The organism is Halorubrum aidingense JCM 13560, from assembly GCF_000336995.1.
Taxonomy (GTDB): domain Archaea; phylum Halobacteriota; class Halobacteria; order Halobacteriales; family Haloferacaceae; genus Halorubrum; species Halorubrum aidingense.
The window spans coordinates 53,375-66,971 of the sequence record NZ_AOJI01000035.1 but is presented as its reverse complement, the minus strand read 5'-3'; the positions used below and the strand labels follow the sequence as shown (position 1 = coordinate 66,971).

At 68.9% G+C, this 13,597-nt stretch carries 14 protein-coding genes, 2 tRNA genes and 1 pseudogene; 12 read left to right on the top strand and 5 right to left on the bottom strand.

All coding sequences use genetic code 11. The features are described 5' to 3' along the window. Positions 1 to 92 precede the first annotated feature (92 nt). Together ilvA and C461_RS14890 are read right to left on the bottom strand one after the other, a co-directional pair. Positions 93 to 1,304, bottom strand: a complete 1,212-nt coding sequence (ilvA, locus tag C461_RS14895; protein ID WP_008002657.1) for a threonine ammonia-lyase — start codon at positions 1,302 to 1,304, stop codon at positions 93 to 95. A gap of 228 nt (positions 1,305 to 1,532) precedes the next feature. Then, entirely contained in the window at positions 1,533 to 1,988 is a 456-nt protein-coding gene (locus C461_RS14890; RefSeq protein WP_008002656.1) for a gamma-glutamylcyclotransferase family protein, read from the bottom strand. Positions 1,989 to 2,147: 159 nt separating this feature from the next. Between C461_RS14890 and C461_RS14885 the strand changes: the two are divergent. From C461_RS14885 to C461_RS14860, 6 genes and pseudogenes are all read left to right on the top strand, one after another. Further along, positions 2,148 to 3,550: pseudogene (locus C461_RS14885) on the top strand (MATE family efflux transporter). 48 nt (positions 3,551 to 3,598) lie between these two features. After that, a complete protein-coding gene (locus C461_RS14880) occupies positions 3,599 to 5,107 on the top strand; it encodes a stage II sporulation protein M (protein WP_008002655.1) in 1,509 nt (502 codons plus the stop codon). Between the two features lie 112 nt (positions 5,108 to 5,219). Beyond that, positions 5,220 to 5,759, top strand: coding sequence for an Hsp20/alpha crystallin family protein (locus tag C461_RS14875; protein ID WP_008002654.1), 540 nt, complete (start codon positions 5,220 to 5,222; stop codon positions 5,757 to 5,759). A 229-nt stretch (positions 5,760 to 5,988) separates the two neighbouring features. Beyond that, positions 5,989 to 6,405 (top strand): Hsp20/alpha crystallin family protein, encoded by a 417-nt coding sequence (locus C461_RS14870; RefSeq protein WP_008002653.1) that lies wholly within the window; start codon positions 5,989 to 5,991, stop codon positions 6,403 to 6,405. A gap of 186 nt (positions 6,406 to 6,591) precedes the next feature. Continuing rightward, positions 6,592 to 7,269 (top strand): protein-L-isoaspartate O-methyltransferase, encoded by a 678-nt coding sequence (pcm, locus tag C461_RS14865; RefSeq protein ID WP_008002651.1) that lies wholly within the window; start codon positions 6,592 to 6,594, stop codon positions 7,267 to 7,269. A gap of 57 nt (positions 7,270 to 7,326) precedes the next feature. Beyond that, positions 7,327 to 8,115, top strand: coding sequence for a protein-L-isoaspartate O-methyltransferase family protein (locus C461_RS14860; RefSeq protein ID WP_008002649.1), 789 nt, complete (start codon positions 7,327 to 7,329; stop codon positions 8,113 to 8,115). Between the two features lie 52 nt (positions 8,116 to 8,167). On the opposite strand, the gene C461_RS14855 is transcribed toward C461_RS14860, so the two are convergent. Further along, on the bottom strand, positions 8,168 to 8,650 hold the full coding sequence (locus C461_RS14855; RefSeq protein ID WP_049906750.1) for a DUF7382 domain-containing protein: 483 nt from the start codon (positions 8,648 to 8,650) through the stop codon (positions 8,168 to 8,170). A 121-nt stretch (positions 8,651 to 8,771) separates the two neighbouring features. Here C461_RS14855 and C461_RS14850 point away from each other — a divergent pair, with 121 nt between their 5' ends. The 4 genes from C461_RS14850 to C461_RS16135 all read left to right on the top strand — a co-directional run bounded on the left by C461_RS14850 (position 8,772) and on the right by C461_RS16135 (position 11,183). Further along, positions 8,772 to 9,971 carry an ATP-binding protein gene (locus C461_RS14850; protein ID WP_008002647.1) on the top strand — a complete coding sequence of 400 codons (1,200 nt, stop codon included), beginning with the start codon at positions 8,772 to 8,774 and terminating at the stop codon, positions 9,969 to 9,971. A gap of 19 nt (positions 9,972 to 9,990) precedes the next feature. Beyond that, the gene (locus C461_RS14845) at positions 9,991 to 10,338 is read left to right on the top strand and encodes a fluoride efflux transporter FluC (protein WP_008002646.1); all 348 of its coding nucleotides are present in this window, start codon (positions 9,991 to 9,993) and stop codon (positions 10,336 to 10,338) included. Continuing rightward, positions 10,335 to 10,712 carry a fluoride efflux transporter FluC gene (locus C461_RS14840; protein ID WP_008002645.1) on the top strand — a complete coding sequence of 126 codons (378 nt, stop codon included), beginning with the start codon at positions 10,335 to 10,337 and terminating at the stop codon, positions 10,710 to 10,712. The genes C461_RS14845 and C461_RS14840 overlap by 4 nt, the downstream gene beginning before the upstream one ends. Positions 10,713 to 10,778: 66 nt before the next feature. Then, positions 10,779 to 11,183, top strand: coding sequence for a hypothetical protein (locus tag C461_RS16135; protein WP_008002644.1), 405 nt, complete (start codon positions 10,779 to 10,781; stop codon positions 11,181 to 11,183). Positions 11,184 to 11,203: 20 nt separating this feature from the next. On the opposite strand, the gene cca is transcribed toward C461_RS16135, so the two are convergent. Then, entirely contained in the window at positions 11,204 to 12,577 is a 1,374-nt protein-coding gene (gene cca / locus C461_RS14830) for a CCA tRNA nucleotidyltransferase (protein ID WP_008002643.1), read from the bottom strand. 215 nt (positions 12,578 to 12,792) lie between these two features. Here cca and C461_RS14825 point away from each other — a divergent pair. Beyond that, a tRNA-Asn gene (locus C461_RS14825) sits at positions 12,793 to 12,865 on the top strand. 115 nt (positions 12,866 to 12,980) lie between these two features. Further along, positions 12,981 to 13,056 (top strand) — tRNA-Ile (locus tag C461_RS14820). A gap of 62 nt (positions 13,057 to 13,118) precedes the next feature. On the opposite strand, the gene C461_RS14815 is transcribed toward C461_RS14820, so the two are convergent. Then, positions 13,119 to 13,595: a type IV pilin gene (locus tag C461_RS14815; RefSeq protein WP_008002642.1), complete on the bottom strand. Its 477-nt coding sequence runs from the start codon at positions 13,593 to 13,595 to the stop codon at positions 13,119 to 13,121. Positions 13,596 to 13,597 lie beyond the last annotated feature (2 nt).

The window sequence follows — 13,597 nt, the reverse complement described above, 5'->3', positions numbered from 1 at the left end:
CCGACTCCCTCGCGCTCGGATTCGCGCCTTTATCAGGCGCTCACCGGAGCGCGCCAACCGCTCGTTCACTTATAAACAGCCGTCGCCGCGTCCTACGACAGGACCTCGACCACGTAGCCGTCGGCTTCGAGGGCGTCGACGATGTCGGCGGCGTGTTCGGCGTCGTCGGTCTCTAATTCGAGTTCGAGTTCGGCGGCGTTGACGGCCACGTCCCGGGAGGTGCGGTCGTGGTGGACCGCGTACACGTTCGCGCCGGTGCGCGCGACGATGCTGGAGACGCGCTCCAGTTCGCCCGGCCGGTCTTTTAAATCGATCGTGATCTTGAGGTACCGGCCCATCTGGACGAGGCCGCGCCGGACCACGGTGCCGAGGCGGTTGAGGTCGATGTTCCCGCCGCAGAGCGCGGCCACGATCGTCTCGTCGTCGTCGTACTCGAACGCCTCCGAGAGGACGGCCGCGAGCGCGACCGCGCCCGCGCCCTCGACGAGCGTCTTCGATCGCTCCAAGAGGAGCGTGAGCGCTAAGGCGATCTCGCGGTCGTCGACGGCGACGACCTCGTCGACGTACTCGGCCATGACGTCGAGCGTCTGTTCGCCGACCGACCGCGTCGCGATCCCGTCGGCGATCGTGTCGACGCTGTCGATCTCACACACCTCGCCCGCCGCCAGCGATTTCGCGGCCGAGGCGGCGCCTTCCGCCTGCACGCCGACGACTCGCACGTCGGGCAGTTGCTCTTTGATCGCGACGGCGATCCCGGAGATGAGCCCGCCGCCGCCGATCGGGACGACGACGGTGTCGAGGTCGGGGCAGTCGTCGACGATCTCCAACCCGATCGTCCCCTGCCCGGCCATCACGAACGGGTCGTCGAAGGCGTGGACGTACGTCCGCCCCTCCTCGCGCTCCAGCTGGTGGGCGTACGCCTGCGCCTCGTCGTAGTCGACGCCCTCTAACCGGACGCTCGCGCCGTACCCGCGGGTGGCTTTCACCTTCGAGACGGGCGCGAACCGCGGCATCACGACCGTGGCGTCGACGCCGGCGCGGTCGGCCGCCAGCGCGACCCCCTGCGCGTGGTTGCCCGCGCTCGCGGTGACGACGCCGGCCTCCCGCTCCGACTCCGAGAGCGTGGCGATCCGGTTCATCGCGCCGCGGATCTTGAACGCGCCGGTGCGCTGGAAGTTCTCCAGCTTGAGGTGAACGTCCGCCCCGCTCATCTCGGAGAAGGTCCGTGACCGTTCCAGGGGCGTGTGCCGCGCGACGCCCGCGACCCGCTCGCGCGCCTCGCGAACGTCAGAGAGCGTTATCATACGCCGTGTTCGCCGCGCCGACCGCTAATCGGTTCCGGTCCGGATCGGTTTGTGGCGGAGACGGCCCGGCGGGCAACATACCGGTGGCTCGCCGTTTCGGAAAGGGGGGAATGCACGCGTGTGACGTGCACGTCAATTGAAACGGGCCGAATACAAAAAGGTAGGGCTAGCGGAGTGAAAGTGAAACCGACAGACTGCGACGCCGTCATCGCTCCGTCAGACGGGTGTTCAGGGGGTCAGTCGCACCCGAACGTCCGACCGATCGAGGTGCGCCACCACCCGCTCGTCGAACCCGCCGTCACCCGGCCACGTCGCGTCCGCGTCGAGCCGGTTCGGGTCCCCGATGTACACCGCGGCCTCGTCGGGATGGCGGTCGGACGCGTCCGGCGCGTCCGGCGCGTCCGGTGCGTCGAGCGGAACGGTAACTCGCCGGTACAGTTCGTCGTCGACGCGCTCGTACTCGTCGAGGGCGTCGATCGCTTCGGTACGGAGCAGCCGTCCGGCCGTCTCGGCGACCGTTCGATCGTCCCCGGCGGTCGCCCCGTCGACCGGCGCGAGCGTCGGATACCGCCCCTTGACCAGCCGGAGCCCGGTCAGCGTCGCCGGCCCGACGAACACGAACGAGTCGAGCACCTCGGCGACTCGGTCCGGTTCGGTGAGCGTCCCGTACACGAACACGTCCATATATCATGTGAGGCGGTAACACGTATTAAGATTCGGGCGCACTGCGCCGCTGCCGCCGGCATCTTCGGACTCTCCGGCGCATTCGGTACCTCCGACACCTCCGGCGGCGACGGCCGGCTCCGGTACTTAAAAAGCCCGACCGACCGTCTCGGGTGACACATGGACTTCCCGCGGCTGCGACGCGTCTGGAAGCGGGTCTTCGCGCTCGCGTGGCCGGTGATGGCCGAACAGACGTTTCGCACCGCGATGCGGACGACGGACATCCTCGTGACCGCGCTGTTCTCGCCGGCCGCGGTCGTCGCGATCGGGCTGGCGGACCTGTACGCGCGGTTCCCGCTTCGGATCGGCCTCGGACTCGGCGGCGGCGCGATCGCGCTCTCCTCGCAGGACACCGGCGCGGGTGCGACCGACACGCGCGACGAGGCGGTGACGCAGGCGATCCTCGTCGGACTGCTCGCGGGGATTCCGTTCGTCCTCTTCGGCGCGTTCCTCGGCGAGCAGGCTATCGACGTGTTCGGCCGGTTCGTCGGGCAGGAGACGCCGCCGGCGGTCGTCGCGCTCGGGTCGACGTACCTCGCGATCGTGTTCGCGACCGCTCCCGCGCGCCACGTCGCGCTCGTCGGCGCCCGCGCGCTACAGGGGACCGGCGACACCCGAACGCCGATGTACGTCAACGTCGCCGCCAACTCCGTGAACATCGCCGGCTCGATCGTGCTCGGACTCGGGCTGTTCGGCTTCCCCCGACTGGAGGTCGTCGGCGTCGCTCTCGCGACCGCCGGCGCCAACGTCCTCACGGCCGGGCTGCTGTGCGTCGCGATCTGGGGATCGTGGACCGAGGCCAACTTCGCGCGCCCTCGGGACCTCACGATCGCGCGACAGCTGCTTCGAGTGAGCGCGCCGCGGGTGGCCGAGGGGTTCGGCTCGGAGCTCGCGGAGTTCCCGTTCAACGCCCTCCTCTTGGGTTTCGGCGAGGCGGTCAACGCCGGCTTCCAGATCGGACGGCGGGTGTACCAGCAGGTGACCGGACCGCTCTCGCGGGGCTACAACGTCGCGGCGTCAGTGCTCGTCGGCCAAGCGCTCGGGGCCGGCGACCCGGAGGAAGCGCGGTTCAACGGGTGGGCCGTCGCCGGGCTCGGCGTGCTCACGGTCGGGGCCATCGGGCTCGCGCTCGTCGCCCTCGCGCCGCGTCTCGTCCCGCTGTTCACCGACGACGCGCCGACGATCCGATACGCCGTCGACTTCGCGCGCGCGTGTACGGGGTGGCCGGCGCCGCGCTCGCCTGCTTCTCGGCGCTCTCCGGCTCGCTGCAGGGCGCGAGCGAGACGCGGATCCCGCTCGTCGCTCGGGTGTCGGGCATGTTCGGCTTCTTTCTGGGCGCCTCGTGGCTGCTCGGGCGCACGGTCGCGCTCGGTCCGGACGGCGCGTACGTCGGCGTGTTCCTCGCGTACGGGTGGATGGCGCTCGTCGTCGCCGTCGGGTTCCGGTACTCGGGGTGGGCGGGCCGCGCCGCCGAGATGATGGCGGAGCGCGGCAGCAGCGAGGGGGCGTCGCCTCCTGAGTGAGCCCGCACCCTCGGATTCATTAAGTATCAGACGACCGAACGTCGTCGCATGGATCTGTCATCTGCCGTCACCGTCACGGTATCGACCCTCCGGCGGCGCCCCGCCGACCTGATCCCGTTTTATTTCCTCGGCATGGCCGTCCCCGTCATCGCCCGTCTCGGACTCTTCGTCGCGCTCGCTGGCGTGTACCTCCACTTCGAAGTCACCGGCCGGCTCGCTGACGCCCGGGCGGCGTTGGCGGAGTTGGAGCTGACGCCGCCGGACAGCCAGGATCCCGAGGCGGTGCAGGCGTGGGCCGAAAGCGTCGCGCCGGCGTTGGAACCGCTCGCCTCGCCGACGGCGCTGCTGTTGATCACCGCCGGGACGGTCGCGACGATCGTTCTCGCGGTCTTGGCGTACGCCGCGGTCTCCGCCGGGCAGATGTCCGCCGTCGTCGCTCGCCTTCGGAGCGAGCGGGGGCTCACCGCGGGCATCGCGGGCGTCCGAGACCGGTGGCTCACGTTCTTGGGCCTGTACGTCGCCGAGGTCCTGCTGTGGATCGGCGTGTTCCTCCTCGGGTCCGCCGCCGTCGCGGTCGGGTTCGCGGTCAACCCGTTCGTCGGGGCCGCGGCCGCGCTCGCCGTCCTCCTCGTCGGGTTCGTCGCGCTGCTCGTCGTCCGCGTCCTCTTCGCGTTCGCTCCGTCGGCAGTCGTCGTCGACGACGCGAACGTGGTGGGGTCGCTCTCCGGCGCCGCCGGGTTCGTCCGATCCAACCCCGCCGACGCGGCCGCCTACCTCGTCGTCGCGATCGGGGTTCTCGTCGCGATCTCATCGGTCGCGTCCGGGCTCGCGTTCCTCGGCGGCGGCGCGATCGTCGCACTCGTCAGCGCCGTCGTCGTCGCGCCCGCGCTCGACCTCCTCAAAACCGTGTTGTACGGCAGTCACCGCGGCGCGGTCGATCCCGTCGGACCGACCGACGCCCGACTCCGCGATCAGTTCGTCGGCGGCGTCCGCCGCGGCTGGCGCGAACTGCTCGCGTTCGTCCGCCGGACCCCGGGGCTTCACGCGCTGACGGTCGTCGTCGGTGTCGGCTTCGGCGCGCTCGGCTGGCTCGCCGTCGATCCGTTCGTCGGCGCGGTCACGACGTCGATCGAGTCGCGATTGGTCGGACACGTCGCGCCCGCCGCCGCGCTGAACTTCTTCGGAAACAACTGGTCGGTCGCGATCGCGACCTCGCTCAGCGGCGTCGCGCTCGGGGTTCCGGCGCTGTCGTCGATCGCGTTCAACGGGCTCGCGCTCGGCGCCACCGCCGCGTTAGAGGAGAACATGCTCGCGCTGCTCGCGTTCGTCGCCCCCCACGGAATTCTCGAGATCCCCGCGCTGTTCGTGTCCGGGGCGCTCGGGGTCCACCTCGGGATCGTCTCTTGGCGGACCCTCCGCGGCCGGTCGAGCCGAGCGGCGTTCGCCGACGCCCTGGAGAACGCCTTCTGGGTCCTGGTGAGCCTCGGACTCCTGCTCGCGGTCGCCGGCCTCATCGAGGGGTTCGTCAGTCCGTACTACTGGCGGCCTTTCCTGTGAGTATCCCCGCTTGACGAGCGGGACCTGCGTCGACCGCCTCGCGGATCCCTCCTCGATCGCTGCCCCCGATCGCCCGTACGTTCAAGTTCCCTCGCGCCGAATTATAGATTGCATGACACGACGTGACCCTTTCACCGAGATCGAGACCCTGCTCGAACGGATGGGCCGAGAGTTCGAAGCGCTCGGTAGCACGCTCGATACCCCGGAGCTTCCGGGCACACGCGATCTCGCGGTCGACGTGTTCGAAGACGACGAGACGGTCACCGTGGTCGCCGATCTCCCCGGATTCGACGAGGACGAGATCGAGGTTGAACTCCGGGACGACGCGCTGTTGATCGCGGCGACCCACGAAACGGAAAGCGAGGTCTCCATCGGCGAGGACACCGACGAGGGCGCCGACGCCGACGGCGAGTTCGATGACACCGAGGACGACGCGGACGCTGCAACCGACGACGCGGCGTCCGATCCCGACGGTGACGTCCGGTATCACCGTCGGGAGCGACGTACCCGCGCGGTCTCGCGGCGCGTTCCCATCCCGGCGTCGGTCGAGCGCGACGGTGCAAGCGCCTCCTACGATGTGGGCGTGCTCACTGTCACGCTCCCGAAGCGGTCGGCGACGGACGCGACCGGACACAGCATCGACGTGAGCTGAGTGAGAGCGGCGCCAGAGCTGTCCCGGAGTTGGTCCGAAACCGGCCCGGGATCGATCAAGGCCAATAGAGACCGATCGAGGCCGGTCACAGGCGATCGCAGGCGATCAACGCTCGGAATGACCGACTCTGACTCTGAGACGAGAACCGCGTTCTGTGGGTGTGTGCGGCGAGATAACAACTATTCTGCTGCGTTTAATACCTCAGCGCGCCTCTATACTGGCGAGAATTATGAACAGAACGAACCCATTCGACGAAATCGAGCAGTTCTTCGGCCGCACCCCGTTCCGTGGCGATCGCGCGTGGGGTCGTGACCTCCGGACCACCGACGTCGACGTCGCCGAGTACGACGACGAGTTCGTCGTGATGGCCGACCTCCCCGGCTACGACCGCGAGGACATCGACGTTCGCGCCACCGACGGCCGGCTCACGATCAGCGCCGAACACGCCACCGAACACGAGGACAGCGACCGACGCTACCTCCGCCGCGAACGACGCCACGAGTCCGTCACTCGGTCCGTCGACCTCCCCGCGTCCGTCATCGAATCCGACGCCACCGCGACGTTCCAGAACGGCGTGTTGACCGTCATGCTCCCCAAGGAGACGGAGACCGACCCGGACGACGGCCACCGAATCGACGTCGAGTAGCGCGGCCAGTCCCGATCGATGACGTCGGCGGGACGCCCCGCCGACGGTCCGGTCCCCGCCGATCGCTCTCCTCTTTCACCGACGACCGACCACTTTTCCACCGTCCCTCCGCGGTGTTCGCGCGTCCCCCTCGCTTTCACAGCGATCACCGGTACTTTCTCTACTATTAGTTCGCTAGCATACCACATGGAAGACGGCCAGTACGCGGCCGCCCGACGAGACCTCGTCGAGACGCTCCGCAGTCGACACGACGTGGACGAGCGAACGCTGTCGGCGATCGGTTCGGTGCCGCGCCACGAGTTCGTCCCGGAAGGGGACCGCGAGCAGGCGTACGCGGATCGTCCGCTTCCGATCGGCCACGGACAGACGATCAGCGCACCGCACATGGTCGCGATCATGACCGATCTCCTCGACGTCGACGCCGGTGATCGGGTGTTCGAGGTCGGCACGGGCTGCGGCTACCACGCGGCGGTCGTCGCCGAAATCGTCGGCCCGGGGAACGTGTACTCAGTCGAGTACGTCCCGGAACTGGCGACCGCCGCCCGCCACCGCCTCCGCCGGCTCGGCTACGACGTCGTCGTTCGGGCGGGCGACGGTCGAACCGCGTTCGGCGACGAGGCGCCGTTCGACGCCGCCTATCTCACGTGCGCCGCCCCCGGTTCGGTCCCCGATCCGGTTCTCGATCGAGTGCGTCCGGGCGGCCACGTCGTCGCCCCGGTCGCCCCGGCGGACGGCGGCGGTCTGCTGGACGGTCTGCGCGGGGTGGGCGACCGGAGCGGACAGCGTCTCGTCCGGTTGACGGTCCGCGCCGGCGGGATCGATCGCGAGGATCACGGCGGCGTCCGTTTCGTCCCGATGCGGTGAGTTCGCCTCCGGCGCGACGACCGCGCGGTTTTAGAGGACCGAGCACCGAACTCGGCCATGGACGAGGCATCGCTTCGAGCCGACATGATCGAAGGGCTCGAACACCAGATCGGCGAGCCGCTGGGCGCGTCGGTGCTCACGGCTCTCAAACGCGTCCCGCGAGACGCGTTCGTCGACGACGCTCCGTACGCGACCGGCGCGAGCAGCGAGGCCGACGCGCGCGCCCTCGCGCCGGCGATAGTCGTGCGATTGCTCACGGCGCTGGCCGCCGACGAAGGTGACGAAGTCTTGGTCGTCGGTGCCGGCGTCGGCTACTCCGTCGCGATGCTCGCCGAAATCGCCGGCGCGCGACACGTTCACGCGGTCGACATCGACCGTGAGGCGGTGTCGACCGCGCGCTCGAACCTCTCGGCCGCCGGATACGACGCGGTTCTCGTCGATCGCCGCGACGGAGCGAACGGCCTCCCGGAGTACGCGCCGTACGATCGGATCCTGCTCGAAGCGGCCGTCGTCGAACCGCCGCGCGCGCTCAGAGAACAGCTTGCAGACGGGGGTCGGATCGTCTACCCCCGCGGCACGACGACACAGACTATCGCTGCGATCGAGTCCGACACCGTCGAGTCCCCCGCCACCGGTGTCGATTCCCCGCCCGACGAGGCGCCCCCCGGCTTCGTGACCGTCGAAACCGCCGGGCCGGTCGGCCTCCGGCCGATGCTCGTCGACGGGGAACAGGCCGGCGTGGAGCGGAATCGAACGCGTCGCGAGGACGCCGAGCGCGCCGAACAGGGCCACTTCGCGAAGCACGGGTGGGAACAGGAGTGGATCGACTGGGACGACCGACTCTAAGCGCTCGATCGGCTCCGTTGCCGTCCAACCGGTTCTTGCAACCGACTCTCCGTCACTCCGCGACGACGAGCACGTCCGTGTTCTCGCGATCGTCGACGTAGTCACCGCCGGCGGGCGGTTTCACGTCGATCGACAGCGTTCCGTCCGGCTGGTTCGGACCGAGTTCCGGAGTGACGTCGACGCTCGCGACCCCCTCGCTGTTCGTCCGCGCGGTGGCGACGCCGTCGATCTGTGCCGAGCCGCTCCGGACGATCACCGTCGCGTCCGTGACGCGGGCGCCGTCCGGATCGACGACCGCGACGTCCAGCGACTGTTGACCCGGCGTCGTCACTTCGGGCTGCGGCTGCGCGTCGAGTTCCGTCGAGGCGAGCCCGTCGATGTTCCCGATCATTCCCATCATCACGCTGAGGCTCGCGACCCCGACGACCAAGGCGATGACCAGCCTGACCGGTAATCCCTCGATCGCGCGTCGATCGGCACGAAATGAGCGGCGGTTCGCGGTGTGCGCGTTTCGTGTCGGGTTCGGCTCCCGCATCGAATCGAACATACGCCCGCTGGCCGCGGCATCACTGATAAAGGGTCGGGCGGACGATCGGCCGGTCAGCGGCGCGGTGAGTGCCCCGACCTTTTTGTGCGATATCGGGCCCACCCCCGATATGCACGTGCTCGGTCGCCAGACAAGCGCTGAGGCAGGGGAGACGGACGCGGCCGGTGACCGGCTTCCGACCGTGCGGCTCGGCTCGTTCCTCGCCCGTGACGGAAGCGAAGGCGCTGCGCTGGGAATCGACGCCGACGGTCCGCACGCGGGCGTCGTCTTCGGAAAGCGGGGAACGGGAAAGTCCTACACGCTCGGCGTGCTCGCCGAGGGACTCGCCGACGCTCGCGGGGTCTCACCGGTCGTGGTCGACCCGATGGGCGTCTTCGGGGGGCTCCGGTCAGCCGGCGGAGGCGTGGTCGAACCGCAAGTTCGTCCGGCGGCAATCTCGCCGGCGGCGTGGCCCGAACTCGTCGGACTCAATCCGTCCGGGGGGCCGGGAAGCCTACTCTGGCGCACTGTTGCCGACGCGACAGAGGCGGCAGACGCGACAGACGCGACAGACGCGAACGACGCGACAGGCGCGTCGTCCGTTCGACCTCCCGCAGACGACTCGTCCGCTCAGTCGTCGCCGTCGCCATCGCTCGCGGAGATCCGAGATCGTGCGTCTGAATCGGACGCGCCGCCGACCACCCGGCGCGCGGTCGCGAACCACCTCCGACTGGCCGAGTCGTGGGGGGTTTTCGATGCGTCCGCGCCGCCCGTCGCGTCGTTCGCGGCCGACGGCGCCCCGACGGTTCTCGATCTCGCCGGCGTTCCGGAAGCCGCGGCCGCCGCGGTCGTGCGGGCGGTCGCCCGCGGGCTCTACGACGCGTGTGTCGACGGGCGTCTCGACCGACTTCCGTGGCTGCTCGTCGACGAGGCGCACGCGTTCTTCGACGGCGTCGCCGACCCGGCGCTCCGGACCCTTCTCACGCGCGGGCGCGCTCCCGGAGTCTCGCTGGTCTGTGCGACCCAGCGCCCCAGCGCCGTCCCGAGCGTCGCCGTCTCGCAGTCGGACCTGCTGATCGCTCACCGGCTCACTGCCGAGCGGGACGTCGACAGACTCGCAGAGGCCGAGGCGACGTACCTCGCCGGCGACCTCGCGTCGCGGCTCCCGACCGGCACCGGCGAGGCGCTCGTCGTCGACGACGCGACGGAGGAGGCACACACGGTCCGCGTCCGGGAACGGCGGACGCCACACGGGGGCGGGAGTCCGCGCGCCAGCCGCATGGTCGGTACCGCTCCGGACGAGTCGGTCGATTCCCAACACAAAAGATAACGGCCACCGATCGGTTCGCATGGAACGGACTCCGATCGGGTTTCTGCTCGTCGCGCTCGGCGGGTTCGTCGGGGCGGTCGCGAGGTACGGAGTCGACGTCGCGGCCGGGGACGTGACCGGTCTCGGTACGTTCACCGTGAACGCCGTCGGCTCGTTCGCACTCGGGGTCCTGGTCGCTCGGGCGACGACGACCCGCACGCAGCTGTTCGTGGGGACGGGCGCCCTCTCCTCGTTCACGACCTACAGCACGTTCGTCGGCGACACCGTTGCGCTCGGCACGGCGGCGGGAGCGAGATACGTCGCCGCGAGCTACGTCGTCGGGTTCGCGGCCGCGACCGTTGGGCTCGTCGCCGGGAGGCGACTGTGACGGACCCGGTACTCGCGGCGGCCCTCGTCGGGGTCGGGGGCGCCGTCGGCGCCATGGCTCGACACGCCGTCGGTCTCCGTATCGCAGGACGACGCTCCGTCGTCGTCGTCAACACGCTCGGAAGCCTCGCGCTCGGCGCGGTTCTCTCGGCACCGATCGGAGCGAACGCCGCCCTGTTCGTCGCGGTCGGCGTTTGCGGCGCGTTCACCACGTTCTCCTCGTTCGCGGTCGAGACCGTGTCGACCGCGGCCGACGGAGACACGCGAGTCGCCGCCGGGTTCGCGGCCGTGAACCTCGCGCTCGCACTGGGTGCATTTCTTCTCGGCACCGTAGCGGTGGGGCGGATCGCGTCCGTCGTCGCCGGCCTCCTCTGACGGTTCGAAATCGAATTCGTCTCCGTGAACGACAGGTACAGGCCCCTCTGGTGCGTACCGGCTCGCGTGACGGACGAAGCCGAACGTCGAGCCGGCGCAACCGCCGATGAGGTCGTCGAGACAGGTGGTCCCGCCGCCACCGACGGCGACACCGACACCGACAGCGACACCGATGGCGACACCGACACCGATGACGCCACCGACACTGCCGTTGACGCGAGCGACGCGATCGGCGACGCCGATCAGCCGATCGATTTTAGCGAACTCTCATTGCCGCAACGCGTCTTCGTCGCCGCGGTCCAGAACCCGACCCGAGGAGTCGTGCTCGTCGGGCTTCTGGCGTTCGCCTTCTCGTTTTATATCGCCCTCTGGCTGGTGTTCGCGCGGGCCGCGGCGTTCCTGTCGGCCGTCGGGCTTGTGCTCGTCGGGATCGTCGTCGCCGTCTACGTCCTCTCGAACCGCCTTTCGTAGGCGGTCCTACCGAGCGCCGCTCACGGATACGGTTCGTAGAACTCGCGGAGGGGCCGCCCGAACGCGTCGGCGAGCGTCGCGACGGCATCGCCGACGAGTACGTCGCGATCGCCGAACTGACGCTCGACCTGCGCACCGAGCGCGACGTCGCTCGCCGCGTCGCTTTCGAGGAACTCACGGACCGTGGTAAACTCGCGCTCGCGCTCGACGACATACCGGTCGCCGTCGATGAACGGGCCGTACGTCTCCGGGCTGACGTCGTCAGCGTACGACTCGTAGAAGCTCGCGGCGTGTTTCCGGACCGCGACGGGCGGTCCCTCGTGGCGTTCGACGACCGGCCGCTCCGCCACCTCCAACTCAGCGTACAGCGCCGCGCGCGGGGGGTCGTCTCCCCCGTCGCCGACCATCGCTTGCGCGCGGAGCACGTCGAACCCGTGTCCGTTCAGTCCGCGAACGACTCCGTCGAGCGAGCGGCGGAGCTGCGGCCACAGCTGATCGTCGACGAGGTCCGGAGCGTCGAAAACGACGGCCACGGGTGTCGTCCCCCGTCGGTCGAGGTGATCGCGGACCTCCGCCGATCCCAGCGGTTCCAATTCGACGGGGTCGAACAGACTCTCGCTGGGAGCCGCGAGCAGTTCGCGAGCATAGTGCTGGAACCGGGCGAGATTCGCCGCCGAGAGGACGGCGGCGACGTTCCGCGTCGGGTCAGTCGGATCGACGACGACGAGCGGGTCCTCGAACGTCCGCTCGGCGTGTCCCTCCGGATCGAACTCCACGGGCGGGTGCCAGCTTCGGACGGACTCGACGAGGGGGACGAACCCGCCGAGCTCCACGACGAGCAGCTCGGTCAGGTATCCGGAGAATCCCTCGGTCCGGAGGTCGCTCCCGTACGCTCCGATTCCTTTTAAAAACGCCTTCGCGATCACCACGTCGTCAGAGAGGTCGTCGTCGAGCCGGGCGGAGAGGTACGCGTCGTGAAACGGAGTGCGGTCGACCGCCGAGACGAGCGCGCTCGCGGTCTCGACGTCGTGACAGGGGACGAGATCGACGTCGAACCCCTCGTAGGTCCCCTTCACGTACGGGTGTTCGGCGTACTCCTCGTGGCCGTCCGGGAGGACCGCGTGGCCGACCGCGAGCCCGTACTCCTCCAACTGCTCTCTGTCGAGGTCGGCGTCGAAGCGGACGAACAGATCGATGTCGCGATCGCCGGCGACCCACGTGCCGCGGGCGGTCGACCCCACCTGCACCACGTCGGCCTCGACGGGTAGGTCGGCGATCGCCTCGCGGGTTCGCTCCGTGAGCGCCGCCGCGACCGTCCGCAGGCGCTCGCGCTCCGCGGGGTCGGGGATGACCCGGTCGCGGACGCGCGACAGCACCGCCTCGAGATCGTTCATGGCCGAGATTCACCCGGTCCGGCCGAAAACGTGTCGGTGCCGGCGCGGATCCGACGCGCCGAAGATCACCGAGAGACGATATCGAGGGGGCCCGGAGACTGTCCGGGAGCGATCCGGGGACGCCGCGGGGGCGATCGCGACATGCGTGAACTGATCGCACTCGGGGCGGGCGGAAACGAAAGCCCTATCAAAACGAATCGAGTACGCTGAATCGAGCCGAAGTAGCTCAGTTGGTAGAGCGCCTCGCTGTTAACGAGGCGGTCCCAGGTTCGAGTCCTGGCTTCGGCGCCTCTCTGTTTCCTACCTTCGTAGCTTCGGCCTTGCTGTTGATCGTCTCGATCACCGCCCAGCGATCGGGCGAATTCGGTACGCTAAAGGGTTCGTCGCGAGTACGCCGGAACACGGGCCTTTAGCTTAGTCTGGCTTAAAGCCCTCCGCTCATAACGGAGTGATCGCCGGTTCAAATCCGGCAAGGCCCATGTTGTACCTCTGGTTGGTGACGTGGCGCAGGATCTATTAAAAAGGAAATTAGCGACGTCGACTACGCGAAGTTCGGGTCAGTCTCGTACTGGAATCCGTCAGCAATCTCGATAGTTCGATCGAGGAGGATCGAGTCGCTCGGCTGGTGGATGACGCGGATGCGCACTTCTTCGCCGCTGCCGATTTCGTTCGTATCGCTCGTTGACTGGTTTGCTACTGAGTCACCGACAGAGAGCCGATCTCCGATCGTTGCCTCACCGCGGACCGTACTGCTACTGTCGCTCGTGAAGACCACTCTAAGCGAGTCCGAGTCGATCGAGTCGCCGCCGTTGTGCTCGATCGTCGTGGTGTTCGTCGACTCGTCGATGTCGACGCTCAGCTGTGCCGTCGGCTGATTGTCCCCGAGCGAGTCGCCGAGACCGAGCACGAACGTGCCGATGACGGCCGCGAGGATGACTGTGATCGCGACCATGAGGATGACCCCGATAACGGGGCTCACCGCACGGTCGTCCGTGTTGAAGAGAGAGTCTGTGTTCATGA